This window comes from Streptomyces zagrosensis (assembly GCF_014203645.1).
In the GTDB taxonomy this organism is placed as follows: domain Bacteria; phylum Actinomycetota; class Actinomycetes; order Streptomycetales; family Streptomycetaceae; genus Streptomyces; species Streptomyces zagrosensis.
On sequence record NZ_JACHJL010000001.1, the window covers coordinates 457,237 to 483,802 of the forward strand.

The 26,566-nt window shown below is 70.8% G+C and carries 20 protein-coding genes; 4 read left to right on the top strand and 16 right to left on the bottom strand.

Translation table 11 applies throughout. The features are described 5' to 3' along the window. Positions 1–71: 71 nt before the first annotated feature. The 8 genes from aceE to FHS42_RS01995 all read right to left on the bottom strand — a co-directional run bounded on the left by aceE (position 72) and on the right by FHS42_RS01995 (position 13,233). On the bottom strand, positions 72–2,861 hold the full coding sequence (gene aceE / locus FHS42_RS01960; RefSeq protein ID WP_184568706.1) for a pyruvate dehydrogenase (acetyl-transferring), homodimeric type: 2,790 nt from the start codon (positions 2,859–2,861) through the stop codon (positions 72–74). 313 nt (positions 2,862–3,174) lie between these two features. Further along, positions 3,175–3,831: a response regulator gene (locus FHS42_RS01965; RefSeq protein WP_184568707.1), complete on the bottom strand. Its 657-nt coding sequence runs from the start codon at positions 3,829–3,831 to the stop codon at positions 3,175–3,177. Continuing rightward, the gene (locus tag FHS42_RS36520) at positions 3,828–5,288 is read right to left on the bottom strand and encodes a sensor histidine kinase (RefSeq protein WP_312866662.1); all 1,461 of its coding nucleotides are present in this window, start codon (positions 5,286–5,288) and stop codon (positions 3,828–3,830) included. The genes FHS42_RS01965 and FHS42_RS36520 overlap by 4 nt, the downstream gene beginning before the upstream one ends. Before the next feature lie 568 nt (positions 5,289–5,856). Then, entirely contained in the window at positions 5,857–6,480 is a 624-nt protein-coding gene (locus FHS42_RS01975; RefSeq protein ID WP_184568708.1) for a GntR family transcriptional regulator, read from the bottom strand. A 226-nt stretch (positions 6,481–6,706) separates the two neighbouring features. Beyond that, the gene (sucB, locus tag FHS42_RS01980) at positions 6,707–8,551 is read right to left on the bottom strand and encodes a 2-oxoglutarate dehydrogenase, E2 component, dihydrolipoamide succinyltransferase (RefSeq protein WP_184568709.1); all 1,845 of its coding nucleotides are present in this window, start codon (positions 8,549–8,551) and stop codon (positions 6,707–6,709) included. 50 nt (positions 8,552–8,601) lie between these two features. Then, the gene (gene lpdA, locus FHS42_RS01985) at positions 8,602–9,990 is read right to left on the bottom strand and encodes a dihydrolipoyl dehydrogenase (RefSeq protein ID WP_184568710.1); all 1,389 of its coding nucleotides are present in this window, start codon (positions 9,988–9,990) and stop codon (positions 8,602–8,604) included. Positions 9,991–10,441: 451 nt separating this feature from the next. Further along, on the bottom strand, positions 10,442–11,983 hold the full coding sequence (locus FHS42_RS01990) for a leucyl aminopeptidase (RefSeq protein WP_184568711.1): 1,542 nt from the start codon (positions 11,981–11,983) through the stop codon (positions 10,442–10,444). A 404-nt stretch (positions 11,984–12,387) separates the two neighbouring features. Continuing rightward, a complete protein-coding gene (locus tag FHS42_RS01995) occupies positions 12,388–13,233 on the bottom strand; it encodes an adenosylcobinamide-GDP ribazoletransferase (RefSeq protein WP_184568712.1) in 846 nt (281 codons plus the stop codon). Between the two features lie 33 nt (positions 13,234–13,266). Between FHS42_RS01995 and FHS42_RS02000 the strand changes: the two genes are divergently transcribed. Then, entirely contained in the window at positions 13,267–14,004 is a 738-nt protein-coding gene (locus tag FHS42_RS02000) for a hypothetical protein (RefSeq protein WP_184568713.1), read from the top strand. Here FHS42_RS02000 and FHS42_RS02005 read toward each other — a convergent pair. From FHS42_RS02005 to FHS42_RS02020, 4 genes are all read right to left on the bottom strand, one after another. Continuing rightward, entirely contained in the window at positions 13,935–14,966 is a 1,032-nt protein-coding gene (locus tag FHS42_RS02005; protein ID WP_184568714.1) for a hypothetical protein, read from the bottom strand. The genes FHS42_RS02000 and FHS42_RS02005 overlap by 70 nt on opposite strands. Continuing rightward, the gene (locus FHS42_RS02010) at positions 14,963–16,729 is read right to left on the bottom strand and encodes a phosphatidylglycerol lysyltransferase domain-containing protein (RefSeq protein WP_184568715.1); all 1,767 of its coding nucleotides are present in this window, start codon (positions 16,727–16,729) and stop codon (positions 14,963–14,965) included. The genes FHS42_RS02005 and FHS42_RS02010 overlap by 4 nt, the downstream gene beginning before the upstream one ends. 268 nt (positions 16,730–16,997) lie before the next feature. Then, complete coding sequence (gene cobT, locus FHS42_RS02015) at positions 16,998–18,044, bottom strand: nicotinate-nucleotide--dimethylbenzimidazole phosphoribosyltransferase (RefSeq protein WP_184568716.1); 1,047 nt, start codon at positions 18,042–18,044, stop codon at positions 16,998–17,000. 200 nt (positions 18,045–18,244) lie between these two features. Beyond that, positions 18,245–19,477, bottom strand: coding sequence for a bifunctional adenosylcobinamide kinase/adenosylcobinamide-phosphate guanylyltransferase (locus FHS42_RS02020; RefSeq protein ID WP_184568717.1), 1,233 nt, complete (start codon positions 19,475–19,477; stop codon positions 18,245–18,247). Between the two features lie 224 nt (positions 19,478–19,701). Between FHS42_RS02020 and FHS42_RS02025 the strand changes: the two genes are divergently transcribed. Further along, a complete protein-coding gene (locus FHS42_RS02025; protein ID WP_184568718.1) occupies positions 19,702–19,923 on the top strand; it encodes a hypothetical protein in 222 nt (73 codons plus the stop codon). Between the two features lie 238 nt (positions 19,924–20,161). On the opposite strand, the gene FHS42_RS02030 is transcribed toward FHS42_RS02025, so the two are convergent. The 4 genes from FHS42_RS02030 to FHS42_RS02045 all read right to left on the bottom strand — a co-directional run bounded on the left by FHS42_RS02030 (position 20,162) and on the right by FHS42_RS02045 (position 25,000). Then, positions 20,162–21,313, bottom strand: coding sequence for a S1C family serine protease (locus FHS42_RS02030; RefSeq protein ID WP_184568719.1), 1,152 nt, complete (start codon positions 21,311–21,313; stop codon positions 20,162–20,164). A gap of 133 nt (positions 21,314–21,446) precedes the next feature. Beyond that, the gene (locus FHS42_RS02035) at positions 21,447–23,207 is read right to left on the bottom strand and encodes an ABC transporter ATP-binding protein (protein WP_184569044.1); all 1,761 of its coding nucleotides are present in this window, start codon (positions 23,205–23,207) and stop codon (positions 21,447–21,449) included. 405 nt (positions 23,208–23,612) lie between these two features. Beyond that, positions 23,613–24,347 (bottom strand): class I SAM-dependent methyltransferase, encoded by a 735-nt coding sequence (locus FHS42_RS02040; RefSeq protein ID WP_184568720.1) that lies wholly within the window; start codon positions 24,345–24,347, stop codon positions 23,613–23,615. 56 nt (positions 24,348–24,403) lie between these two features. After that, the gene (locus tag FHS42_RS02045) at positions 24,404–25,000 is read right to left on the bottom strand and encodes a DUF3043 domain-containing protein (protein ID WP_312866663.1); all 597 of its coding nucleotides are present in this window, start codon (positions 24,998–25,000) and stop codon (positions 24,404–24,406) included. Positions 25,001–25,262: 262 nt separating this feature from the next. Between FHS42_RS02045 and FHS42_RS02050 the strand changes: the two genes are divergently transcribed. Together FHS42_RS02050 and pspAA are read left to right on the top strand one after the other, a co-directional pair. Then, positions 25,263–26,063 (top strand): PspA/IM30 family protein, encoded by an 801-nt coding sequence (locus FHS42_RS02050; RefSeq protein ID WP_184568722.1) that lies wholly within the window; start codon positions 25,263–25,265, stop codon positions 26,061–26,063. 134 nt (positions 26,064–26,197) lie between these two features. Beyond that, positions 26,198–26,476 (top strand): PspA-associated protein PspAA, encoded by a 279-nt coding sequence (gene pspAA, locus FHS42_RS02055; RefSeq protein WP_184568723.1) that lies wholly within the window; start codon positions 26,198–26,200, stop codon positions 26,474–26,476. Positions 26,477–26,566 lie beyond the last annotated feature (90 nt).

Sequence of the window (26,566 nt, forward strand, 5' to 3'; positions counted from 1 at the left end):
CTTACCGCACGCGCCGCGGCACGGAAGAGCCCGCACCGCTCGGAGCACGCCCCGATTGCGGCCCGCGCGGATCAGAGGCCGTACTGTTGGGCGGCCTCGCGGACCGTTTCCGGTTTGATCTCGCCGCGCTTGGCCAGTGCCGCGAGTGCCGCCACCGTTATCGACTGCGGATCGACGCCGAAGTGGCGCCGGGCGGCCTCGCGAGTGTCGGAGAGACCAAATCCGTCCGTGCCGATTGAGGACCAGTCCTGCTCTACCCAGGGGGCTATCTGGTCGGGAACCGACCGCATCCAGTCGCTGACTGCGAGGACCGGGCCCGATACGCCGGCCAGGGCACGGATGACGTATGGGACCCGATCCTCGCCCTTGAGCTGCGCCGCGTCACAGGACAGGGCGTCGCGGCGCAGCTCGGTCCATGAGGGTGCCGACCATACGTCGGCGGCCACTCCCCATTCCTCGGCCAGCAAGCGCTGGGCGTCCAGCACCCAGTGGATGGCGGTGCCCGAGGCGAGGAGTTGAAGGTGCGGCGGGGCAGCGTCGCCGCCCCCCAAGACGGTGGCGTTGCCGGAGGCGGTGGCGGCTCTGGCGGCGGCTACCGCGGTGGGGTCGGCCTGTCGGTAGCGGTAGAGGCCCTTGATGATGCCCTCCTCGACGCCCTCGGGCATGGGGGGCTGCACCTTGGTCTCGTTGTAGACCGTCAGGTAGTAGAAGACGTTCGGGTCCTCGCCATCGACCACCTCGCCGTACATTCGGCGCAGACCCTCCTTGACGATCACCGCGACCTCATACGCGAACGCCGGGTCGTAGGAGATCGCCGCCGGATTGGTGGAGGCGATCAGATGGGAGTGGCCATCGGCGTGCTGGAGGCCCTCGCCGGTCATCGTCGTACGGCCTGCGGTCGCGCCGATGACGAAGCCGCGGCCGAGTTGGTCGGCCAGTGCCCAAAACTGGTCGGCTGTGCGCTGCCAGCCGAACATCGAGTAGAAGATGTAGAACGGGATCATCGGCTCGGCGTGCGTGGCATACGCCGTTGCGGCAGCGGTGAACTCGGCCAGCGACCCCGCTTCGGTGATCCCCTCGTTGAGGATCTGACCGTTTTTTGCCTCTTTGTAGTAGAGGAGCTGATCGCGATCGACCGGGTCGTAGGTCTGGCCGACCGGGGAGTAGAGCCCGGCCGAGGGGAACAGTGACTCCATGCCGAAGGTGCGGGCCTCGTCCGGCACGATCGGCACCCAGCGGTGCCCCGTCTCCTTGTCCCGCATCAAGTCCTTGACGAGGCGGACGAACGCCATCGTGGTGGCGATCTCCTGGCTTCCGGAGCCCTTGTACAGCGCCTCGAACGGTGTGGCGGCCGGGGCGGGCAGCGGCCTCGCGATCACCTTGCGGGCGGGGGCGGGGCCGCCGAGAGCCGCGCGGCGCTCGCGTAGGTAGCGCAGCTCGGGGGAGTTCTCGCCTGGGTGTGCGTACGGGACCAGGTCGTCGTTCAACGCGCTGTCCGGGATGGGAAGTTCGAGCAGGTCCCGCATGGCGCGGAACTGCTTGCCCGTCAGCTTCTTCATCTGGTGGTTGGCGTTGCGGGACTCAAAGCCGGGGCCGAGCGTGTACCCCTTGACGGTCTGCGCCAGGATCACCGTCGGCGCACCCTTGTGCTCGATGGCCGCGCGGTACGCCGCGTACACCTTGCGGGGCTCGTGCCCGGCGCGCGAGGTCTGGAACAGTTCGAGCAGCTTCGCGTCGGTCAGCTCGCGGCCGATCGCGGTCAGCGCGGGCTCGGCGCCGAAGAAGTGCTCGCGGAGATAGGCCGCGTCGCGCGTGGCGTACGTCTGGAACTGGGCGTCCGGCACCTCGCGCAGCCTGCGCAGCAGCGCGCCCTCGGTGTCGCGGGCCAGCACCTCGTCCCAGGCGGCGCCCCACAGCGCCTTGACCACGTTCCAGCCGGCGGCGCGGAATTGTGCCTCAAGCTCCTGCACGATCTTGAAGTTGGGCCGCACCGGGCCGTCGAGGCGCTGCAAGTTGCAGTTGATGACGAAGGTGAGGTTGTCCAGGCTCTCCCGACCCGCCAGCGCGAGGGCAGCGGTTGACTCGGGTTCGTCCATCTCGCCGTCGCCGAGGAAGGCCCATACATGGGAGCTGGAGGTGTCCTTGACGCCTCGGTGCTCCAGATAGCGGTTGAACCGCGCCTGGTAGATGGCCGAGAGCGGGCCGAGCCCCATCGAGACAGTGGGGAACTCCCACAGCCACGGCAGCCGGCGCGGGTGCGGGTAGGACGGCAGCCCTGACATGCCGGGGTCCGCCTCCTGGCGGAACCGGTCGAGTTGCGCCTCGCTGAGCCGACCGTCGAGGAAGGCGCGGGCGTAGATGCCGGGGGATGCGTGGCCCTGGAGGTAGAGCTGGTCCCCCGAACGGTCGCTCTCCTTGCCGCGGAAGAAGTGCTGGAAGCCGATCTCATACAGCCAGGCGGCGGAGGCATAGGTGGCGATGTGCCCGCCGAGGCCGTAGCGCGCGCCACGGGTGACCATCGCTGCGGCGTTCCACCGGGTCCACGCCGTGATCCGGGACTCCATCGCCTCATCGCCAGGGAAGGCGGGCTCGGCGGCGGTGGGGATCGTGTTGACGTAGTCGGTTTCCAGCAGGTCGGGAAGGCCCGGGAAACCCCCCAGGTGCGGGGCGTGCGGGGCGTGCGACGAGGGTGCTGAGCGCGCGGCGTGCTCCAGGGTGCGACGCATCAGGTACGCGGCGCGGCTGGGGCCCGCCGCCTTGGTTACGGCGTCAAGCGACGCGCACCACTCGGCGGTCTCCTGCGGGTCCCGGTCCGGGATCTGGTCAAGCTGGCTGTACGGAATGCGTACGGGATCGGGCATGGGTGGCCCCTTTCCGGACGGGAGAGCGAGAGCGGCAGGCAGGGGTGTCGCGCCCCACGTTTTGACCATACGACTCTGATCGATGATCGATCAATGGTTCGCGGCGAATCGGCAAAAGTCGGCACGGGGTGTCTCGATCGCCGGCACTCCGTGCCGGGTCGGCCACCGCCCGGCCACGGCAGCTCACCCGGCGCGGCGCCAGCGAGATGCCAGCGCGGCGCTCGCTGCCCGGCGGCCTTTCCCGCGGCACCCGTCCGGCGCCGGACGTCCCGTGGCTGGCTCCGTCGAACTCTTTCTGGTCCCGTACGGCCCCTCAGCGGTGCGGCCTGACCAGCCTCAACTCGTAGGCCGTGATCACCAACTGGACCCGGTCGCGGGCGCCGAGCTTGGTGAAAAGCCGTGCGACATGGGCCTTGGCGGTGGCCATGGCGATGCACAGTTCGGCGGCGATCTCCGCGTTGGACAGGCCGCGGCCCACGAGTGTCAGCACCTCGCGCTCCCGATCGGTGATGCCATGTGTCGGCAGCGGTGGCGGCGCGGGTTCGGGGCGGCCCGCGAACTCCTCGATCAGCCGGCGGGTGACGCTCGGTGCGATCAGGGCGTCCCCGGCGGCGACCACGTGAATGGCCTCCAGGATGTGTTCGAGCGCCATGTCCTTGACGAGGAACCCGCTGGCCCCGGCCCGCAGCGCGCCGTAAACGTAGTCGTCGTCATCGAAGGTGGTGAGGATGAGGCTGCGCACCAATGGGGAGCCGGCCGTGATCCGGCGCGTAGCCTCAATTCCATCCATGTCGGGCATCCGAATGTCCATCACCACCACATCCGGTCGGACCTCGTCGGCGAGCCGGACCGCCTCGGCGCCGGTCGCGGCCTCGCCGACGACAACGATGCTGGGCGTGTCAGCCATCAGCACCCGAAGGCCGGCTCGTACCAGTGGCTGGTCGTCGGCGAGCACGACACGAACACTCATCGATCCCCCCGCCGCGCGCCTAGGCCCGTGCGTGTACCCGCACTCGTACTCGTGCCTGTACTCAAGCTTGTGCCCACCCTCCGCACGTCAGCGTTTGCGTCCGCATCAGCGCCCGCGTTCCCAGCAACGGCCCCATCAACGTCCGCATCAGCGCCCACGTTCACGTCCGCACCCACGTGCTTGCCAGTTGCTGTCCCCACCGGCACCGACACCGGCACCGGCAGCAGAGCCGCCACCCGGAACCCCCCTTCGGGGCGCGGCCCCGCGGTGAACTGTCCGCGCAGCAGGCCGACCCGCTCTCGCATGCCGACGATGCCGAACCTCTCGCCGGGCGCGGTCGTGCTTGCGCGACCCTCGTCGTCGATCTGGATCAACAGTTCCGCTTCCTGATAGGCGACGGTCACCCGGCACGCGCTCGTCCCCGCGTGGCGTACGACGTTGGTCAGGGCTTCCTGGACGATCCGGTAGCAGGCCAGATCGATATCGGCGGGCAGTGGCCGCCGCTCTCCTCGCCAGCGCACCTCCACCCGTACGCCCGCGTCCGCCGTCGCGGCGGCCAGCCGGCCAAGGTCATCGAGGCCGGGAGCGGGCTCGTGGGGCGCGCCGGCACCGCCGCCCCTGCCGCTGCCATAGCCGGCGGTCGGCTCGGTGCGGCGGAGGGCGCCGAGTGTCCGCCGTAGCCCGGCGAGCGTTTCCCTGCTGGTGGCCTCGATGACGGTGAGGGCGGTGCGGGCCTCGGCGGGCTGGGTGTCGATGACCCGGCTACCCACGCCCGCTTGGATGGCGATGATGCCCATGCTGTGCGCGATCATGTCGTGCAACTCTCGGGCGATACGCAGCCGTTCGGCGGTGACCGCTTGGGCCGCGGCCTGTGTACGGAGCGCGGCGGCGTGCTCGCGGCGTTCTTGCAGTGCGCGACCGGCCGTCCAGGCGGCGACGAGGGCCACCAGGCACAGGAGCACGGTGTTGGTGAAGGAATCGGTCGCGCTGGTGCGAGACGTCGCGACAGCGATCTGCACGATGAGGGTCAGCGCGGCGGCGGCCAGACCCGTGCGGCGCGACCTGGTAGCGGCGATGTAGCCGACCACGGCGTCGTCCACCAACACCAGCAGATAGCTGACCTCCCACGGCACTCCCTGCTCCCAGGGCGGCCCCTGCGGCGTCGCTCCGGCGAACGTACCGATCAGCATCAGCACCAGGGCCGCCATCGGGCGTCGCCGTAACAGCCACACCGGCAGCACCGTGGCGGCGGCCGTCAGGGTGAACCGTAGGGAAGCCGAGCGATACGGTCCCGCTTGCGCCGCTGAGAACAGGGCGAAGGGGTACACGACGGCCCCGCACCAGGCCAGCGCCGCCGCGGCGACCGGCCGTGCACGCCGCCATATCCGTTGGGGAGTGGGCACCCGCTGGGGCAGCGCAGGGCGCGACGGGCGCGGTATGGCAGACGTGATGGGCACTGCGCGATCGTAACCACCTGACCTGCGGCGGGACATGAGCCCGGGGACGTAAGCCCACGGGCTACCCGTGCGAGCCAAGGTGTGACCGGTGGTCCGATGCCCACCGGGTGCCAGGCGCGGCATCGTGAGACCTCCCGCCACCCACCGCGGCGAACGGCCCAAGCGAGCGCCTGGAGGCGGCTGGGCACGACGGCGTACGCACGACGGCGTACGCACCGGACCGCCACCGTCCGCTAGGCGCGGTCAGACCCGCGCCAGCGTCAACATCAGCACCAGCACCCCCCAAGCACCCGAGCGCCAGCACCCGAGCACCGTTACGCCGCTGCCTCAGCCGTCCCATCCGTCCCAGAGGAGAGAACGTGCACATGGCCTGGCTACTCCTCGCAGCGATCATCGCCATGGTCCTCGTCTACCGCCCCGACCCGTGACCGTCTGGGATGCCCGATGCCCGATGCCTGATGCCCGATGGCTCAGGCCGCGATCCGTCGCGTTCCTCGCGCGGCCAGACGCGCTGCCCCGGGGCGCGACCGGAGCAAAGACGGGATCGCAGACGGGATCACAGACGGAATTACAGACGCGGGGCACAACTCAGAACATGGGTACGCAGGAGATCCCCTATCTGCGGATCGTGGCGGCGGAAGGCGTCCACGAGCTCCTGGTGCTCTTGGGCGTGGGAGCGCGGCTCCGGGCTCAGCCAGCGGATCGACAGCGTCGTCCAGACCTCGATGCCCAGTGACTCCCAGGTGTGCAGCAGCACGCTGTTGCCGGAGGCCATGACGATCTCGCGATGGAAGGCCACGGTGTGCCTGACCTGAGCCTCGCCGTCGTGTTCCCGGTCCGCGTCGCGCAGCGCTGCCACCTCGTGCTCCAGCGCCGTCGTGTCAGCAGCCAGCCGTCCGGCGGCCAGCTCAGCGGCCACTTGCTCAAGACCGGCCCGCACCGGGTAGCTCTCCTTGAGGTCGTCAGCAGTCAGGTTGCGTACGCGTACGCCCTTGTTGGGAGCAGATTCGATCAGCCGCAGCGACTCCAGCTCGCGCAGTGCCTCGCGTACCGGCGTTTGGCTGACCGCGAGCTCTACGGCGATGTGCCGCTCTACGATCCGTTCGCCCGGCTGCCAGCGACCGCTGACGATCCCCTCCAGAATGTGCTCGCGGATCTGCTCGCGGAGCGAGTGGACGACTGGCGGGGTCATGGAAGTGCTCCTCGTGGTCGCGCGCCGTACGGGGGGTGAGCGCGGTAAACGACGGCCATTATCCCGGTAACGCCGTCTTGAGCCGAGTCTCGTCTCGGCCCCCGGGCTTCGTTTCGGCCCCGGGGCCGGTCCTGTCTTCGCCCTTCATCCGGTGCCGGAACGCCAGCGGCCCCGGTTCACCGTGGTGAACCGGGGCCGCTGGGTTACCGCGTCAATGCGGCGTTGCTCACAGGCCGAGCTCGACCTCGAACTCGCCGGCCTCCAGGATCGCCTTCACGGCCCCCAGGTAGCGGGCGGCGTCGGCGCCGTCCACCAACCGGTGGTCGTAGGAAAGCGTCAGGTAGGTCATGTTGCGGACGGCGATGGTCTCGCCAAGCTCCGGGTGGTCGATGACCACGGGGCGCTTGACGGTCGCACCGATGCCCAGGATCGCCACCTGGTTCGGCGGCACGATGATCGTGTCGAACAGCGCACCGCGCGAGCCGGTGTTGCTGATCGTGAACGTCGCACCCGCCAGGTCGTCAGGGCTGATCTTGTTCGCCCGGACGTTGCCCGCGAGCTCAGCCGTCTTACGGGCGATGCCCGCCAGGTTGAGGTCACCGGCACCCTTGATGACCGGGGTCATCAGGCCCTTCTCGGCATCCACCGCGATACCGACGTTCTCGGTGTCGAAGTAGGTGATGGTGCCATCGGTCTCGTTGATCCGGGCGTTGACGGCCGGGTAGGCCTTCAGCGCCTGGACGGCGGCCTTCACGAAGAACGGCATCGGCGAGAGCTTGAGGCCCTCGCGCTGTGCGAACGCGTCCTTCGCCCGTGCCCGCAGCCGCATGATCTTGGTGACGTCCACCTCGACCACGCTGGAGAGCTGCGCCTGCTCGTGCAGGGCCTTCAGCATGTTGTCGCCGATGAGCTTGCGAATACGCGGCATCTTGACGGTCTGCCCGCGCAGCGGCGAGGTCTCCAGGACCGGAGCCTTCGACGCGGCGGCGGCCGGCGCCGGAGCGGCCTGCTGTGCCTTGGCAGCGGCAGCGGCAGCAGCAGCAGCGTCTACGACGTCCTGCTTGCGGATGCGGCCACCGACGCCGGTGCCCTTGACCGTGGTCAGGTTGACGCCACTCTCGGCGGCGAGCTTGCGCACCAGCGGGGTGACGTAGGCACCGTCCGCGTCCGCACTGGTCGCAGCCGGAGCCGCGGCCGGCGCCGGAGCGGGCACCGGGGCGGCCGGGGTCGGCTCCGGGGCGACCGGAGCCGGGGTGGCTGCTTGCGGGGCGGGAACGGTCGGCGCCTGCGGAGCGGGTGCCGTAGCCGCCTGCGGAGCAGGCGTCGTTGCTTGGGTCGCCTGCGGAGCAGGTGCCGCCTGCGGAGCGGGCGCCTGCGCGGGGGCCGGCTGCTCAGCCGGGGCCGGGGCTGCCGGGGCCGGGGCAGCGGCCGGAGCCGCACCGGCGGCGCCGATGACGGCCAGCTTGGCGCCGACCTCAGCCGTCTCGTCCTCGCCGATCACGATCTCCAGCAGGGTGCCGGAGACCGGGGCGGGGATCTCGGTGTCCACCTTGTCGGTGGAAACCTCAAGCAGCGGCTCGTCTTCCTCGACGGAGTCGCCCACCGACTTGAGCCAGCGCGTGACGGTGCCCTCGGTTACGGACTCGCCCAGTGCGGGCAGCGTGACCGCGGTCCCCTCGGCCGCGCCCGCAGGGGCCTCGGCCTGCTGCGGGGCCTCGGCCTGCGCCGGGGCGGGCTCGGGCTGCGCGGCGGGCTCGGGCTGTGCGGCAGGGGCGGGTTGTGCGGCGGGCGCCTCGGCCTCAGCGGCCGGGGCCGCCTGGGCGGGGGCGCCGGAGCCGTCATCGATGACGGCCAGTTCGGCGCCGACCTCAACGGTCTCGTCCTCGGCCACCTTGATGGAGGCCAGGACGCCGGACGCGGGGGCCGGAATCTCGGTGTCTACTTTGTCGGTCGAGACCTCAAGCAGGGGCTCATCGGCCTCGACGCGCTCACCCTCGGCCTTGAGCCAGCGGGTGACGGTGCCCTCGGTGACGCTCTCGCCGAGCGCCGGCAGGGTTACGGAAACCGCCATGGTTTCGGTTGCTCCTAACAATCTTGCGGATGTGGTCGCGCCCGGTACTACTAGTCGTGCGAGTGCAGCGGCTTGCCGGCCAACGCCAGGTGGGCCTCGCCGAGGGCTTCGTTCTGCGTCGGGTGTGCGTGGATGAGCTGCGCCACCTCGGCGGGCAGGGCCTCCCAGTTGTAGATGAGCTGTGCCTCGCCAACCTGCTCACCCATGCGGTCACCGACCATGTGGACGCCAACCACGGCACCGTCCCGCACCTGGACGAGCTTGATCTCGCCCGTGGTCTTCAGGATGCGGCTCTTGCCGTTGCCGCCCAGGTTGTACTTCAAGGTGACGACCTTGTCGGCGCCGTACCGCTCCTTGGCCTTCTCCTCGGTGACGCCAACGGAGGCGACCTCGGGGTGGCAGTACGTGACGCGCGGCACGCCGTCGTAGTCGATCGGCACCGTCGGCAGGCCGGCGAGCCGCTCCGCCACCAGGATGCCCTCGGCGAAGCCGACGTGCGCGAGCTGGAGCGTGGGGACGAGGTCGCCAACGGCCGAGATGGTCGGCACGTTGGTGCGCATGTACTCGTCCACCAGGACGTAGCCGCGGTCGGTGGCGACCCCGGCCTCCTCGTAACCCAGGCCCTGGGAGACCGGTCCGCGGCCAACGGCGACGAGCAGCAGCTCGGCCTCGAAGGTCTTGCCGTTCTCCAGGGAGACCTTTACGCCATTGGCGGTGTACTCGACGCCCGAGAAGCGGGAGCCCACGGAGAACTTGATGCCGCGCTTGCGGAACGCGCGCTCCAAGAGCTTGGAGCTGTTCACGTCCTCGACCGGAACCAGGTTCGGCAGTGCCTCGACGATGGTCACATCGGCGCCGAAGGACTTCCAGGCGGAGGCGAACTCCACGCCGATGACGCCGCCGCCCAGCACGATCGCGGACTGCGGCACGCGGTCCAGGACGAGGGCGTGGTCGGAGGAGATGACGCGGTTGCCGTCGATCTCCAGGCCCGGCAGCGACTTCGGCACGGAGCCGGTCGCCAACAGGACGTGGCGGCCTTCGTAACGCTGGCCGTTCACATCTACCGAGGTCGGCGACGACAGCCGGCCCTCGCCCTCTACGTAGGTGACCTTGCGGCTGGCAATCAGGCCCTGGAGGCCTTTGTACAGGCCGGAGATCACGCCGTCCTTGTACTGGTGCACGGCCGCCATGTCGATGCCGTCGAAGCTGGCCTTGACACCGAACTCGGCGCTGTCCCGCGCCTGATCGGCAATCTCACCGGCGTGTAGCAGTGCCTTGGTGGGGATGCAGCCGTTGTGCAGGCAGGTGCCGCCGACCTTGTTCTTTTCGATCAGGGCGACGTCCAGGCCCAGCTGAGCTCCGCGCAGGGCTGCGGCGTAACCACCGCTGCCGCCCCCGAGGATCACTAGGTCGAAAACAGTGCTGGCGTCGTTCGCCACGTCACGTCCTCCATGCATGGGTACGCCGGAGCCGGTCACTCCGCTGCGCTTCGGTTTCTCTGCTGTCTCCAGCAGAGCCTACGGAAGCAGAGCCGGTGACCGGGCGGCGGCTGTTGTTCGGCCGCTAGCTGCTCGGCCATGCGGTCTGGCTCGGTGTGTGCGTGAGCCGGGGCCCTGTCCTGCCGAGACAACATCTTCGCACTTGTTCGCGGACGGCGGGACGCCGGGCCGGTGTCCGAGGTGGTCGAAAGCGCCCGTACGGCCCGAATCCCCGGCGGATGCGGTGCCCCGCACCGCTCGTACTGACTAGTAGATCGCTGTCAGCGAACGTGCGACGGCCCCGGGCGCTGGACGCACGGGGCCGTTGGTCACGCTCTGGGTACTGCCGCGTTCATCCGGGGGACGGCTGCCGGACCACCCGTGCCCCCGGACCACGCGAAGAGCTGGACGATCAGCCCAGGTCACCCGCGGCGGTGCGCTCGGCGAGCAGCACCAGGGTCCGCACGGCGGAGCCGGTGCCGCCCTTGTGCGTGTAGCCGAACGGCGCGCCCTCGTGGAAGGCCGGGCCCGCGATGTCCAGGTGCGCCCAGGTGATGCCCTCGCCCACGAACTCCTTCAGGAACAGACCGGCAACCAGGCCACCACCCGCGCGCTCGCCCATGTTGGCGATGTCGGCGATCGGGGAGTCCATGCCCTTGAGCAGCTCGGCGGGCAGCGGCATCGGCCAGGACTGCTCGCCCGCCTCCTGCGAGAGCTCGTGCAAGGTGGTGCGGAAGGCCTCGTCGTTCGACATGATCCCGAAGGTGCGGTTGCCGAGGGCGAGCACCATGGCGCCGGTCAGGGTCGCCACGTCCACGATGGCGTCCGGCTTCTCCTCCGAGGCGCGGGTGAGCGCGTCGGCGAGCACCAGCCGGCCCTCGGCATCGGTGTTCAGCACCTCGACGGTCTTGCCGCTGTACATCCGCAGCACGTCGCCGGGGCGGGTCGCCGAGCCGGACGGCATGTTCTCGGCGAGCGCGAGCCAGCCGGTGATGTTGACCTGGAGGCCCAGCTTGGCGGCGGCCACGACGGTGGCGAACACGGCGGCGGCGCCACTCATGTCGCACTTCATCGTCTCGTTGTGGCCCGGGGGCTTGAGCGAGATGCCGCCCGAGTCGTACGTGATGCCCTTGCCGACCAGCGCCAGCGTCTTGCTCGCCTTGGCGTGCGTGTAGGTGAGCTTGACCAGCCGGGGCGGGCTCTCGGAGCCCTGGCCCACGCCCAGCAGGCCGCCGTAGCCGCCCTTCTTGAGCGCCTTCTCGTCCAGCACCTCGACCGTCAGGCCGAACTCCTTGGCCGCGGCCTGCGCCTGCTCGGCGAAGGACTTCGGGTTCAGGTCGTTGGACGGGGTGTTGATCAGGTCGCGGGCGCGGTTGACCTCGGCAGCCACGGCGATGGCACGCTCGGTGGCCGCCTTGTACGCCTTGTCCCGCGGCTTCCCGCCGAGCAGCGTGATCTCCGCGAGCGGCGCACTGGCGCCGGCGCCGTTGCCCTTGGCGTTCTTGTCCTTGTCGTCGCCGCCTCGGTAGGCGGTGAACGCGTACGCACCGAGGAGCGCGCCCTCGGCGACCGCGGCGGCGGACTCGACGTCCTCCAGCGGCAGCGCGAACGCGGCCTTCTTGGTACCGGCTAGCGCACGGGCAGCGGCACCCGCGGCCCGGCGCAGCGTCTCGGCGTCGAAGCCGTCGCCCTTGGCGGGCGCGTCACCGAGGCCGATCGCCAGCACGATGGGGGCCTTGATGCTGGCTGCGGACGGCAGCTTGGTGACCTCGCCCTCGCCACCGGAGGCGCCGAGGGATTCTAGGATGGCGGCCAGCTTGCCGTCGAAAGCCTTGTCGATGGCCTCGGCGCCCGACGCGACGATGGGGCCCTTGGCGCCCTTCGCCACACCGACGACGACGGCGTCCGCACGCAGTGTGGTCGCGCTGGACGTGCTGAGAGTCAGAGCAGTCACGGTGGTGGGGTCTCTCTTCCGTTGAGGTGTGGGCCGTTGGGTGGGCCGGCCGTGCCGTGGGCATCGTATGCGCTGATCCCATGACGGGGTGCGGCCCGGTGCGGTGGTCGTGGCGGCCATCGCGAGCCTAACTCGCGCTGTACGGGGCGTGTTGTGCCCGCATCGGGCTGACCTGCCCGATGGACGATGGAAGGTGAGACTTAGGCGGCGGGCACGGGCGGTGCCGGCCCCCTCATCTGCGGTGTTCCGCCCGGGGGTTGGGGCGCGACCGGCCGCGCACACGAGGGGGCGTGCCCCGCGCGGGGTCCGCGCCGGTAGCGCGAAAGCGGGCGCCGGCAGCGCGCAGGGCAGCGCCGGCAGCGCGCAGGGCAGCGCCCGCCCGCCCGGCCGTCGCCGAGGCTGCCTCAGCCCAGCGTCAGCACGACCAGCGCCGCCGTCATCGCCGTTTCCGCCAAGGCGCCGAACACGTCGCCGGTCACCCCGCCGAAACGGCGCCGGCAGTGCCGTAGCAGCAGTTCGGCGGCGCCGAGCGCAGCGAGCACGGCAAGGCCGCAGCGCAGCGCGCCGTACGGGCCCTCCAGCGCCCCCGCGCCCGCGCAGCACGAGGCCGTCAGCGCGGCGGCGGCCAGCGCCGCGCGCACCGGGACCACTCCGGCCACGGCCGCGCCCAACCCTTCAGGGCGCGCGGCGGGCACCCCGGCGCGGCTGGCCAAGGTCAGCGCGCAGCGCGCGGCGATCGCCGCCACGGTCACCGCGAGCGCGCCGCTGGCCCAGCGGTCCGCGTACAACTCGTACACAGCGGCGACCTGCGCGAGCAGCACCAGGAGCAGCGTGATCACGCCGAACGGACCGATGTCGGAGCGCTTCATGATGCGCAACGCGTCCTCGGGTGGCTTCGCGCTGCCAAGACCGTCCGCGGTGTCCGCGAGGCCGTCCAGATGCAGCCCGCGCGTCACCGCAGCGGGCACCGCGACCGTGGCGACGGCGGCGAGTAGCGGCCCGCCGCCACCAAGGAGCAGCAACCCGCCGGGGGCCGCCGCGAACAGGCCCACCACGAGACCGGCCAACGGCGCGCAGAGCATGCCCGTCCGTGCGGCGGCCCGATCCCAGCGGGTCACCCGCACCGGAAGCGCGGTGAGCGTGCCGAAGGCGAACCGCATCCCGTGCGCGAGAGCGGACGCGAGGGCGCCCGGGCCGGGGCGCGGGGCGCGGGGCGGGCGTGCGGGGGACGGGTGCGGCGTGGTGTCCATCGCGCCGCAGGTTATCGCGCACGGTGAGAGGCCATGGGGTACTGGTGGCAGCGGAACGTCGTGGAGCCCGGCAAGCTGCCGTTGCTGTTGGCGTTGGCCTCGTTCGTGCTGGCGTTCGTCGCGGTACGGCTGATCACCCGGCTGATCCGCGCGGGGAGGGGGCCGTTCCGCAACGTGATGGCGGGCGGGCTGCATGTGCACCACGTGGTGCCGGGCGTGGTGCTCACCGTCATCGGCGGGTTCGGCGCGGTCGCCAGCGGGCGACATGGGGCCGAGGCCGCCGTCTTCGCGGTGCTCTTCGGGCTGGGGGCGGGGTTGGTGCTGGACGAGTTCGCGCTCGTACTGCACCTGGACGACGTGTACTGGACGGAGCAGGGCCGCAAGAGCGTGGAGGTCGTGGTACTGACGGCGGCCCTGGTGACGCTGGTGCTCGGAGGTTTGCTGCCGTTCGGCGTCAACGATCTGACGGCGACTGAGCGGCATGACCGGCGCGTGGTCGTGCTCAATGTGACCGGCAACTTCGTGTTCTCGCTGCTTGCCTTGGCCAAGGGCAAGCCACGCATCGCGGTGCTCGGCGTCCTGGTGCCGTTCGTGGCGCTGTTCGGCGCGCTGCGGCTAGCCCGCCCGAACTCGCCGTGGGCCAAGCGCCGCTACCGAAACCGGCCGGCGGCCCGCGCCAGGGCGCTGCACCGCGCCCGGCGTCACGACGCCCGATGGAACCGACTGCGGCGCAAGGCCCAGGACTGGCTGGGCGGCTTTCCGGAGCCATGACCGCGGGGGGAGTTGGCGGAGCCGGTCGTACGCACGACCCGCCGACGCTGCTCCCACGGTGTCCGTGAAGCCTCCGGCGCCTGCGCTGCCTGCGCTGCCTGCGCTGCCTGCGGTTCTCGCGGTTCTCGCGGTTTCTGCGGGGCTGGCCGCTCCCGCGGTGTCCGCCGTTCGCCCAGCGCCCGCAGCGGGGCTGGTCCTTCCCGCCCCTGCGGGGCTGGTCCTTCCCGCCCCTGCGGGGCTAGCCGTGCCGCTCCCTCCGTGGCTTTCTCCCCGGCTTTCCCCGCGGTAGGGGCGGGCACGAGCCGTCGTCGGCGTTCCCGGTACGTACGTACCGCGCACACCACGGCGATCGCCATGATCGCCACCAGATGTTCCCGGCCCGCCAGGTTCGGCTTGGCGTAGATCTCCCACAGCATCGAGCCCACCACCGCGGTGCCGGTCAACCAGGCGCGGTAGCGCCAGCACACGTACACCGACAGCCCGACGACGGCCGCGGACGGGCCGGTGTCGTGGATGTCCGCGGTGGAGGCGGGGAGGCCGAGGAGGCCACCGGGGCCCAGCGCGACACCGATGCGCGCGTACGTGGTGCCCGCCAGCGTGGCGACGTACGCGACCAGCAGCGTGCGCCGCCAGCCAAGAGCGCACTCGCACACGGCGAAGACGACGAAGACCTGAAGCAGTCCGCCCCAAACCGGCAGGTCGGGCGCGGGCACGAACAGCGACAGGGGGGTGCGGAGCAGCGAGACCCACCAGGGCTGGGACGTCTGGACATAGCCGAGGTACTCGACCGGTCCGCGGCCCCAGGACTGGTTTTGCAGGTACTGGCACAGCACGATCAAACACACGGCCGCGATCGTCACCGACAACGCCGCGGCCTTGCGACGCACCAGACCCGCCCGGATGGCCCCGGCCAGCGGCCCCCATTCGGCCCGTACGGCACGGCGCGCTGCTGTGAGGATCATCGCCGGGTCTCCAGATGCTTGCGGTTGAGCCACTTGGGCAGGCCGGGCGCCTCCAGGAAGCCCTCCGCCCGGGCGCTGGCCAGGCCGATCCGCAGCAGGTCGGTGCTCTTCTCGAAGAGCAGGTAGCGCGGCTCCCAGATGGGCCGGTACTTCGCGTTGGCGCGGTAGAGCGACTCGATCTGCCACCAGCGCGAGCAAAAGCTCAGCAGCGAGCGCCACAGCCGCAGCACGGGGCCCGCGCCGAGCTTGGCGCCACGTTCGAAGACGGAACGGAACATCGCGAAGTTCAGTGAGATTTGTGTGATGCCCACCTCCTTCGATCGCTGGATGAGCTCTAGGACCATGAATTCCATCAGCCCGTTGTCGGAGTTGCGGTCCCGCCGCATCAGGTCGAGGGAGAGGCCCCGCGGCCCCCAGGGCGCGAAGCTGAGCAGGGCCTTGGGCTCGCCGTCCGCGTCGAAGCACTCCAGCATCGCGCAGCGGCCGTCGTTCGGGTCGCCGAGGCGGCCAAGCGCCATCGAGAAACCGCGCTCGGTCTCGCCGTCGCGCCAGTCGTCGGCGAGCCGCACGAGTTCGCGCATCTCCTCGTCGGGGATCTCCTCGTGGCGGCGGATACGAACGGTGTACCCGGCCCGCTTGACCCGGTTGTACGCCTGCCGCACGGTGCGCATCGCACGGCCCTCAAGGGTGAACTCGTCGGTGTCCACCAACGCTTCGTCACCCAGTTCCAGCGCGTCCATGCCGTGCCGGGCGTACACCGTGCCGCCCTCTTCGCTGGCGCCCATCACGGCGGGAGCCCAGCCGTGTTCGCGGGCCTCGGCGAGCCAGCGGTCGATCGCCCCTGGCCACGCCTCCGGATCGCCGATCGGGTCACCGGAGGCGAGCGATACGCCGCCGACGACGCGGTAGGTGACCGCGGACTTCCCCGAAGGGGACCAGATGACGCTCTTGTCGTGCCGTAGCGCGAAGTAGCCGAGCGAGTCCCGCTCGCCGTGCCGCTCCAGAAGAGTGCGCAGCTTCTCCTCGTCACCGGGTGTGATCGGATCGACGACGCGGCGGGAGCGGAAGGCGGCGTACAGCACGAGCAGCAGCAACAGTGTGCTCAGCATGTTGATGAACACGTCCACCCAGCCGGGCGTGACAATGCCGGGAAAGCGCTCGTCGTCGGCGGCCAACGAGATCAGCCGCATGATGCCGTACCGCCAGCGGGTGAGGAAGGTCGAGCGCTCGTCGTCCGCGGCGGTATTGGCGATGGTGACCAGGGCTGCGGCCAACAGCGAGCCGACCAGTAGCCCGCCCACCGCGACGGCCGCGGCGAGCTTGGGGTTGGAGCGGTCGCCCTTCGCGTAAAACTCGCGCCTGCCCACCAGGAGCGCCGCCACGAACAGCGCGGTCAGCAGCAGCGAGACCCAGTTTTGGGCGTGCTGCCGAAACTCGTGGAAGGGGATGGCCAGCGCAAGGACGGCCAGCAGCAGCCCGCTGAGCACCAGGTTGAGAATCCATGCGGCGCGCTTGCGGCGCCGCATGGTGATGGCGAGGAAGAACGAGAGTGCGGCCGAGAAGAAGCCCGCTGTCAGCAGATAGGGCGTGAAGTATTCATCGACGTTATGGCGGCGGACATCGTTGCCGAAGGACACCCACACGGCGCTCAGCAGGTTGATGAACGTGATGGCCCGCAGATACCAGACCGCGAACACCGCACCCCGATAGGCCCACGGGCCCCGCTGCACGTCTTCATCCCGATTCAAGCGCACTTCTCCCATAAAAATAGAGCATATGAGGGAAAAGCTATTTGTCCGAAATTGATGCTCGGTCGGCCCGTACTGGCCGGTGCTCAGTCAGCCCGCACCTGCCGGTGCTCGGTCAGCCCGCACCTGCCAGCGCTCGGCAGCCGCACCTGCTGGGGATGCCGCGACGCACGGCTCCCCACCGGGCTCCGACAGGTCCCACGAGGCGCGTGCGGCTCCTGCCTCAGTGCGCCCTGCGGTACGTGCCGGGTCGCGGTGTCCCACGCGGGCGGTCGGTCCCGCGTCAGTCCCGCAACGGAAGCTCCGCTGCCAGGGCCGCCGCAGCCTGCACCATTGGCAGTGCGAGCAGCGCCCCGGTCCCCTCACCCACACTGACGCCGTGGTCGAGAAGAGGGTTGAGCGCGACGCGGTCCAACGCCTTGGCCTGCGCCGGCTCCCCGCTCGCCTGGCCCGCCAGCCACCAGTCCGGGGCCCGGAAAGCGACCCGCTGCGCCACGAGCGCACACGCCGCCGAGACCACCCCGTCCAAGATCACGGGCGTGTGGCGTACCGCACTTTGCAGCAGGAATCCGGTGATCGCGGCCAGGTCGGCACCGCCCGATGTGGCGAGCAGTTCCAACTGGTCGCCGAGCACCGGCCTGGCTCGACGTAGTGCGTCGCGGATCGCTGCGCACTTACGCATCCACGCCAGGTCGTCGATGCTGACCCCGCCGCGCCCGGTGACCACGGAGGCGTCCGTGCCACACAGCGCCGCGATCAAGGTGCTGGCGGCGGTGGTGCCGCCCACGCTCAGATCGCCGAGCACCACCAGATCGGTGCCGGAGTCGGCCTCCTCATCGGCGACCGCCATGCCGGCCCGGAACGCCCGCTCTGCCTCGTCGGCGCTGAGTGCGTCCTCGATGTCGATGCGGCCCGAACTCCGCCGTACCCGGTGCTTGGTGACCTCGTCGGGCAGCTCGGCCGGATCGCAGTCCACCGCCATGTCCACGACGCGCAGCCCGGCGCCGTAGCGGCGGGCGAGGATCGCCACCGCGCTGCTGCCGTCGAGCGTGGCCCGTACGAGCTCCTTGGTGCTGCCCGCCGGGCGCCCCGAGACGCCCAGCTCGGCAACGCCGTGGTCGCCGGCGAACAGCAGCACCCGCGGGCGCTCGATCGGCTTGACCGGCACGCTCGCCTGCGCAGCGGCCAGCCACTCGCCGAGCTCGTCAAGCCGCCCCAGCGCACCGGGTGGCGTCACCAGCTGGGCACGGCGCTCCTCGGCGTCGCGTCGCACGCTGCCGTCGGGGCGTTCGATCAGATCGACGAAGTCATCGAGGTGTAGGCCGCTCATCCGACGAACCCTATCGCCCCTGGGCGCCCCACAGGGGCCCGCTCCTGTACTCGTCCCACCCCGCCGGGTGCCCGGCAGCGCGGCTCACGAGCCGGCGCTCGTGCTGAGGGTGGCCACCCCCTCGGCATCGATGACGCAGCTCTCCCTATCGGCCTTGCTCGCCAGCGCGGTTGCCACGTCGCTTCGATCGCCCATAGCGCTCAGCGCAGCGTCAGCGCCTGGCCCGCCACTACGAGCAGCACGTGCTCGCATTCGGCCGCGATGGCCGCGTTCAAGCGGCCCAGCTCATCGCGGAAGCGGCGCCCCGAAGCCGTCGCGGGCACCACGCCCGAGCCGACCTCGTTGCTCACGGCCACCAGTGGGCGCCGGGTGGCCCGCACCGCGGCCACCAGCTCCACAACGCGTTCCCGCAGGGCCCCCGCACCGCGGCCGGCCCACCGCTGGTCGTCCCATGCGCCCACCGTGTCCATCGCGTCGGTCAGCCATAGCGACAGGCAGTCCACGAGCAGCGGCGGACCCTCGCCCGCCAGGAGCGGCGGCAAATCGCAGGTTTCGGTCGTACGCCAGCTCCCCGGCCGGCGCTCGCGGTGCGCGGCGATTCGCGCCGCCCACTCCGGGTCGCCCGAACGGCCGCCGCCGGTCGCCACGTATTGCACATCGGGGAACGCGGCCAAGCGCCGCTCCGCCTCCAGCGACTTGCCGGAGCGTGCGCCACCGAGGACCAGCGTGCGCCGCGGCAGATCGGGCACCGCGTGGTACTCGCCGACGATCAGCGTCTCGCCATCGGTGACGGTCCGCGCGCCCGCCGCGGCGAGCCTGCGGTGCAACTCGGCCCCCGGCGGCGCGGTGTGGTCGATGTGGACGGCCAGGACGTCCGTGGTGGGCGCGGCCAGGCCAGCGTTGCGCAGCCGGGCCAGCGCGTCGGGGCGCCCCAGCACGTCGAGCAGAACCATGTCGTACGGACGGGCGCCGCCGCGCGCGGTGGTCGCAGTGCCCGCCACCGTGGGGTCCGGCAGCCCCGCCGGGGCGGCGCCGGGCGGCAGATACAGCAGCCGCTCGCCCTGGGGCCCTGTCACGTCGTACCCCGTACCCGGCGCGTCCAGCGCGATCGCCCGCGCCCGATGCCCGCTCAGCAGCGCCAGCTCCCGCCCGTCCGCGGCCCGGCCGGGCGCGGGCAGCCCGGCCGGGAATTCGACCGCGGGCCCGTCGTGCGGGTGCGACAGCAGTACCTGCCGTACGCCGGCGAGCGTGCGCCCGGCCCGTGCGGCGGCCAGGGCCGGTCCCGGAGTGAGGTCGAGCAGCAGCGCGCCGTCGATCAGCAGCGCCGTCGCGGCCCGTGCGCCGGGCCCGATGGCGGTGGCGCAGGTAGCGCAGGGGCAGTCGGGCCGGGGTAGTCCGCTGGGGGTTCCGGTGCCGAGGAGAGTCAGTTCCACACCCTGATCGTCTCGCGTCCGCGGACGGCGAGCGCGCGGGGCCACCTCCGACGGAGTGTCCGGCCGGGCTAGTCTGCCTGGGAAGCAGGCCGTATCCGGTACCGGCCGCACGCTCTGCGCTGCGACGCGGAGCGTGCACGGCAGCGCAGGTTGCGGCGCACGCCCGCGGGCGTGCGCTCCGACACCGGGGCGTACGGCAACACGGCGGCAGAGACGGAGCGGACATGGCGTGGACGTGGCGGTTCGAGAAGGCCGATGGGACGCAGACGGCTTCTCCGGTGGAGCCGGACGACTTTCCGACCCAGGGGGACGCGGAGTCCTGGATCGGTGAGGTGTGGAAAGACCTGCTCGACGGCGGCGTGGACCAGGTGTTCCTGTTCGAGGACGACACCAAGATCTACGGGCCGATGAGCCTGCACGCGGACCAGGCCGAGGCGGCCGGCTGAACGCGCTCGTATCCAGGTGGCGCCCGTCCCCGCACCGGGGGCGGGCGCCTTGGTGTTTCCTTCCTGCCGCCAGGGTGCGCCGGCCTGCCGCCGGGGTCCGCCGGTGTTTCGCGGCGCCGAGCTGAGATGCCAAAGGCGCTGGGGCGCCGGGGGAGGGGCGGGAAGCTGGAAGAGCCGGGGGAGGTCTAGCCGGGGCGCCGGCGGAGCTAGTCGTGGCCCGAGGGAGATCGAGCGGGGTTCAGAGCTGGCTCAGGGACACGGAGACGGTTCGCTCGTCGCCATCGCGGGCGTACGTCAGCTTCGTCCGGTCGCCCGGCGCGTACCGGGCCAGCGCCTCGGAGAGCGCAGACATCGTGGTGATCTTCGCGTTGCCCAACCGTACGACGATGTCGCCGGCCCTGACCCCGGCCTTCGCGGCGGCCCCGCCCCGGGCGACCGCGGCGACCGCGACCCCGGCGGGGCGGTAGTCGGCGCCGAGCACGGTGCGTCCGGTGATACCCAGCGTGGCCTTGCCCGACTCCGTCACCCTGCCGCTCTTGATCATTTGGTCGGCGATGTCGGTGACGGTCGATGCGGGGATGGCGAAGCCGATCCCGGCCGCCGCGTCGCCGAGCTCCGGGTCGGTGGCCGCCAGGGTGGGAATGCCGATGACCTGCTCGTCGAGGTTGACCAACGCGCCACCGCTGTTGCCGGGGTTGATGGCGGCCGACGTCTGCACCAGATTGCTGATCGTCGCCCCCGTGCCGCCGCCGCTTCTCCCCTCGTTCACGGTGCGGCCCACCGCCGAGACGATGCCCTGGGTAACGCTCCCGGACAGGCCAAGTGGGCTGCCCATGGCCAGTACGAGCTGTCCAACGCCCACCTTTCCCGAGTCGCCGAACACCGCGGGCTTCAGTCCCTTGGGCGGGTCATCCAGCTTGATCACGGCCAGGTCCTGCGGTGGAAAGCTGGAGACGACGCGCGCCCGTAGCGTGTCCCGGCCGGTGGCCAGCGTCACATCGAACGCCTCGGCGTCCCCGACGACGTGGGCATTGGTGACGATATGGCCGCGCTTGTCGTAGACGATGCCTGAACCCAGGCCCTGACCTGTGGTGATCTGTACGACGGACGGCAGCACGGCCTGAACGGTCTGCTGGTAGGCGCTCTGGAGCGCCTGCCCGCCACCCCGTTCGCCGCCGTCGCCCCTCCGCACGGACGGCTGCGCGGCCTCACCTGGCGTCTTGGACGCCGCCTCGGAGTCGGCCCCGGAGGCTGAGCCCGTGCCCGGGCCCGGGGCGGAGCCGGAGCCGGAGTCGGAGGTGCATCCGCTCAACAGCGCCGCCGCACACAGCACGGCGGACGCCGCTCCTGCCAGCCGACGCGCAACACCGTGTTCGCGTGAGACATTCATGCCGGAAGTGTCCCTTTTGGTGGGCCTGTCGGCCTGCGGACTGCGCCGCTTGGGCCACCGTCGCCCAAGCGCGGCGGACCCTCATGGCTCACGGGGTGCGCGGTGGACCCGGCCTTGTGCCGCAGCCCCGTCGTTACGCCGTGGCGAGGAGCTGGGCCGCGGCCAACTCCCCGTAAAGCGGATCGGACGCCACCAGTTCGTCGTGCGTGCCCACCGCGCGTACGAGGCCCGCCTCCATCACCACGATGCGATCGGCGAGGGTGACCGTGGACAGCCGGTGGGCCACGACGAGAACCGTCGTCTCGCGTGCCGCTTCCGATATCGCGTCCCGTAGCGCCATCTCGTTGACCGCGTCGAGCTGTGAGGTGGCCTCGTCGAGGAGCAGCAGCCGAGGGCGGCGCAGCAGCGCCCTGGCGATGGCCACCCGCTGTTTCTCCCCGCCCGACAGCTTGCTGCCGCGATGGCCGACGACCGTCTCCAGACCGTCCGGCAGTTGCTCCACCAGGCCGTCGAGCTTGGTGCGGACGAGGGTGTCCTGAATGTCCTGCTCGGTGGCGTGCGGTTGGGCGAACAAGAGGTTGTCGCGCAGCGTGCCGGCGAGGACCGGCGCGTCCTGCTCGACGTACCCGATGGAGGCCCGTAGCTGGTCGAGGGGCCAGTCCATGACGTCCTGGCCGTCTACGAGCACGCGGCCTCCGGTGGCCTCGTAGAACCGCTCGATCAGCCCGAAGACGGTGGTCTTTCCGGCACCTGACGGGCCGACGAACGCCGTCAGGCCGCCGCTGGGGACGCTGAAACTGACACCGTGGTGGACGTATGGCAGATCCTCGCGGTACCGGAAGGTGACCTCATCGAAGGCCACCGTCGCCGGACCGCAGCCGGCTGCTCGGCCGGACTCGGTCGCGCTGCGTGCGGCCTTCGCGCTCGTCGCCGGCACGTCCTCCGTCTCCAACTGCTCGGCCTCGTTGATCCGGGCCACGGCAGCCGCCCCCACCTGGTACTGCGAGACGGCTCCCACCAGCCGGCTGACCGGGTCGATGAGATAGAACAGGAAGAGCAAGAAGGCGATGAGCGTGCCCACATCGGTCGCCCCGGACGCCACTCTCGCGCCGCCCACGCCGAGCACCGCGAGGAACGAGACCTGGACCGCGAGGCCCACCGACGACCACGCCAGCGCCTGCCACTTGGCGGCTCGTACGCCATGTCGCCACGCGTCCTGCGCCGCCGCGTCCACCGCGGCGTTCTCACGATCCTCGGCACCGGATGCCTTGACCGTGCGGAAGGCGCCGAAGGTGCGTTCCAGCACGGTGGCTATCGCCCCGACCGCCTCCTGGGCGGCCTTGCTGGCGCGAGCGATACGAGGCATGACCAGCCCCACCGCGCTGCCGATCAGCGTCATCACGCCCAACGTGACCAGCAGCAACAGGGGGTCCATCAGCCCCATCAGCACGATGGTCGCGACCAGCGTCAAACCCCCGGTGACCACCCCGACCAGCGATTCCGTGGCCACCGAGCGCAGCAGGGTGGTGTCGGATGTGACCCGCGACATCAGGTCGCCGGGCTGGGTGCGTTCGATCTCGGGCAGTCGCAGCCGCAGCAGCCGCCCTACCAGGCGGCGCCGTGCGGCCAGCACCACGGACTCCGCGGTGCGCTCCAGGAGATACGCGCCGAGCGCGTCGATCACCGTGCCGAGCACCACCAGCAGGCTGAGCGCGATCAGCATGCCGGCGATCGATTCACCGTCACCGAGCCGGTTGACCAACTCCTTGGCGGCCAGCGGCTGCACCAGCCCAGTTGCCGCACCGAACAGTGCGAACAACCCGGCCAGGGCGATGGTCCAGCGGTGCGGCCGAATGTGCGCGTAGAGGATGGCCCAAGTCTCCCGCGCGGGCAGCTTCGTCGGCTGCTCCGGTACATCGGCCGGCCGTCCCCGACCAGCTGACGAAGAGCTGGGGGCGGGAGGCGTTGGCCGGGCCGGGGGTGTCGTCGGCGTGGCGGCGTCCTGCTGGGCGGGCACGTTCCCTCCTGACTGTGAAACCACTCCTGGCAGGAAGGCAGACGCACCGCGGAGCACCTTGCCTGACGCGAACGCGCGGCCGATTTTAGGCCGTTGTGTTAGGTGGCCCGTTGTCGCTGCTGTTGGCGCCACTGTTGTCGCTGCCGTTGTGCGGGTGCTCCGCTATCGGGGCTATCGGGGCTATCGGGCACAGGCAGGGCCGCAGTGGCCGCCACGCGTGTGCCACGCAGACGCGGGCAGGCGCGGGCGGGCGCGGGCCTCCGCCGCCTTGACGGAGCAGCCTCAGCCCCGGACGCCGCACAGGTGCAGCAGCGCCGCCACGGCCCGGTACGGGTCGGTGCGGCCGGCGCGGTCCTCCGCGTCCAGCAAGGTGGCCAACGCGTGCGCGGCCGGGGGCGCGGCGCCATCGGCGGCGCCATCGGTGAACAGCCGCACGCCATACCAGGCGTGCACGGGTGCACCGATGCCCGCCAGCGTGGCCGTGAGGTCCGCGAGCCGGTCGGCGCGCACGTGTAGGCCGAGCCGGTTGCGGTACGCGGGGGAGTCGAACGCGGCGAGCGCGCCCGACCAGTCGCCGGCGAGCCCGGGCCGTAGGGCGAGCGCATCGGCGTTCCGTACGACCAGCGACAGCAGCCCGCCGGGGGCCAGCACCCGAGCGAGACCGGCGAGCATCGGATCGGGCTCGGGCACGTACATCAGCACACCGTGGCAGAGCACGGTATCGAAGGCGCCGGGCAGGAAATGCGCCCCGGTATCCCGGGCGTCGCCGTGCAGGAGTCGCACGCGCTCCCGGACGAACCGCGGCTCGCTGCTGAGCGCGGCGCGCACGGCGGCCAACATCGCCGGGTCCGACTCAAGGCCGGTGACCTCGTGCCCCGCGCGGGCCAGGCGAAGGGCCTGGGTGCCATGGCCAAGGCCGACGTCGAGCACCCGAAGCCGCTGCGCGGCGGGAAAGCGCTGGGCCAGCTGCTCGTCCAACTGCCGTGCAACGAGCTCCTGGCGGACGGTGTTGCGCAACGCGCCGAGGCCGCTGAGCCAGTTCTCCGCGCCGCGAGCGAAGGCAGCCCCCGGACTCAGGGCCGCTCTCCGCGCTTGACCTGCGGCTTGGGCAACCGCAGTCGGCGCATTTGCAGGCTGCGCATCAGGGCGTACGGAACGGCGCCGCGCAAGTTTTCATCGGGGAACCGCTTGCGCAACTGGCGCTTCATCGAGATGCCCATGAACACCGAGTTAATGACGATCAGCAAGATCACGATCATCCACAGCAGCAGCACGTACTGCTGCATGGCCCCGGCCTGCACCATGCTCAGGATCAAGATGATCACCGCGAGCGGCAGGAAAAACTCCGCGACGACGAACCGGGAGTCCACATAATCCCGGGCGAAGCGCCGGATCGGGCCACGGTCCCGGTTGGGGAGATAGCGCTCATCGCCGTTGGCGAGAGCCTCCCGCTGCTTGGCCAGGTCCGCACGCCGGGCCTCCCGCTGCCGCTTGGCGGCCTGCTTGCGGTTGGTTGGCGTGCTGGCCACACTGCGGCGCTGCGATTGTGCCTCGCTGCGCTTGGGCGTGGGGCGACCCTTGGGCGCCTGCGGGTTACGGGTCTGCTGCGACTGGTCCGCGGACACCTGAGAGGGCGCGGACTGCTCATCCTTCGAACGGCTTCGGAACACGAAACCCAAGGGTACGGGGTGTAGGGGTATGGACCACAGCCGCGGGGGGAACGATCCGGCAACGGCCATACGTCGTACCTGTGTGTAGCGGCGTTTCCCCGGGCGTCACCTACTCCTCGGGCGGGAGACGGCGCAGCTCTGATCGTCCTAGAGGAGGAGTCCGGGAACGCCTGAACAGTGCGGTAATAGATGCAGGGCCCGTACGCTGGGTCTGTAGAGGGTGCTGGAGCCGAAGTCCGTCAGAAGGGGGCGCGCGAGGCCCATGAGCGGTGTCATGAAGCGTATGGGAATGATCTTCCGCGCGAAGGCCAATAAGGCCCTGGACCGGGCCGAGGACCCGCGCGAGACCCTTGACTACTCGTACCAGAAGCAGCTTGAGCTGCTCCAAAAGGTGCGACGCGGAGTCGCCGACGTGGCGACGTCCCGCAAGCGGCTCGAACTGCAGTTGAACCAGTTGCAGGGCCAGTCGTCGAAGCTTGAGGATCAGGGCCGCAAGGCCCTCGCCCTTGGCCGCGAGGACCTGGCTCGTGAGGCGCTCTCTCGCAGGGCCGCGCTGCAACAGCAGGTCACCGACCTGGAGACGCAGCACCGGACGCTGCAAGGCGAGGAGGAAAAGCTCACCCTGGCCTCGCAGCGGTTGCAGGCCAAGGTCGATGCCTTCCGCACCAAGAAGGAAACCATCAAGGCCACGTACACCGCGGCCCAGGCCCAGACCCGCATCGGCGAGGCGTTCTCCGGCATCTCCGAGGAGATGGGCGACGTCGGCATGGCGATCCAGCGGGCCGAGGACAAGACCGCGCAGCTCCAGGCGCGCGCCGGGGCCATCGACGAGCTGCTCGCCTCGGGCGCGCTCGATGATCAGTCCGGCCTGGCCGCCAAGGACGACATCGCGGCCGAGCTCGACCGCATCTCGGGCGGTACGGATGTGGAAATCGAACTCCAGCGGATGAAGGCCGAGCTCGCCGGGGGCAGCGGAGCGCCGTCCATCGAGGGCGGAAAAAGCTCGCCCGGTAGCCAGGTACAGCCCGTTGACCAGCACAAGCCGCGCTTCGACAAGCAATGATGGCAGGGGCGCGGCAGCAGTCGCGCCCCGTCGCTGAGCAAGCCCGCTAGCAAGCCCCCAGCAAGCCCGCTAGCAAGGCCCGAGCAAGACCCCGAGCGAAATCTTGAGCAAGATCGTAAGCAAGGGAGGCCGTCGTGATCGTACGGATCATGGGGGAGGGACAGGTAGAGCTCGACGACGCCCACTTCGCCGAACTGGGCCGACTGGATGACGAGCTGCTCGCCGAGATACAGCGCGGTGACCACCCCGCCTTCCGGCTCACGTTGATCGCGCTGCTCGATGCCGTACGGCGCCTCGGCAAGCCGCTCCCCGACGCTGCGCTCCAGCCATCGGAGCTCATCCTGCCCGGCCCTGACGCCACCCTTGAGGAGGTCAAGGCGATGCTCAGCGACGACGGACTGATCCCCGGCTGAAAAACGCCCCACGGCCCACCGCACACGATCCACCGCACACGATTCACCGCCCACGCCACCCAGCACCCCACCTGACACCAGCGCTCCCAC

Bases quoted from the DNA above. Each gene is read 5' to 3' on its own strand.
- aceE (WP_184568706.1), bottom strand. From the start codon at position 2,861: ATGCCCGATCCCGTACGCATTCCGTACAGCCAGCTTGACCAGATCCCG.
- FHS42_RS01965 (WP_184568707.1), bottom strand. From the start codon at position 3,831: ATGAGTGTTCGTGTCGTGCTCGCCGACGACCAGCCACTGGTACGAGCC.
- FHS42_RS01975 (WP_184568708.1), bottom strand. From the start codon at position 6,480: ATGACCCCGCCAGTCGTCCACTCGCTCCGCGAGCAGATCCGCGAGCAC.
- sucB (WP_184568709.1), bottom strand. From the start codon at position 8,551: ATGGCGGTTTCCGTAACCCTGCCGGCGCTCGGCGAGAGCGTCACCGAG.
- FHS42_RS01995 (WP_184568712.1), bottom strand. From the start codon at position 13,233: ATGGACACCACGCCGCACCCGTCCCCCGCACGCCCGCCCCGCGCCCCG.
- FHS42_RS02000 (WP_184568713.1), top strand. From the start codon at position 13,267: ATGGGGTACTGGTGGCAGCGGAACGTCGTGGAGCCCGGCAAGCTGCCG.
- FHS42_RS02005 (WP_184568714.1), bottom strand. From the start codon at position 14,966: ATGATCCTCACAGCAGCGCGCCGTGCCGTACGGGCCGAATGGGGGCCG.
- FHS42_RS02010 (WP_184568715.1), bottom strand. From the start codon at position 16,729: ATGGGAGAAGTGCGCTTGAATCGGGATGAAGACGTGCAGCGGGGCCCG.
- cobT (WP_184568716.1), bottom strand. From the start codon at position 18,044: ATGAGCGGCCTACACCTCGATGACTTCGTCGATCTGATCGAACGCCCC.
- FHS42_RS02025 (WP_184568718.1), top strand. From the start codon at position 19,702: ATGGCGTGGACGTGGCGGTTCGAGAAGGCCGATGGGACGCAGACGGCT.
- FHS42_RS02030 (WP_184568719.1), bottom strand. From the start codon at position 21,313: ATGAATGTCTCACGCGAACACGGTGTTGCGCGTCGGCTGGCAGGAGCG.
- FHS42_RS02050 (WP_184568722.1), top strand. From the start codon at position 25,263: ATGAGCGGTGTCATGAAGCGTATGGGAATGATCTTCCGCGCGAAGGCC.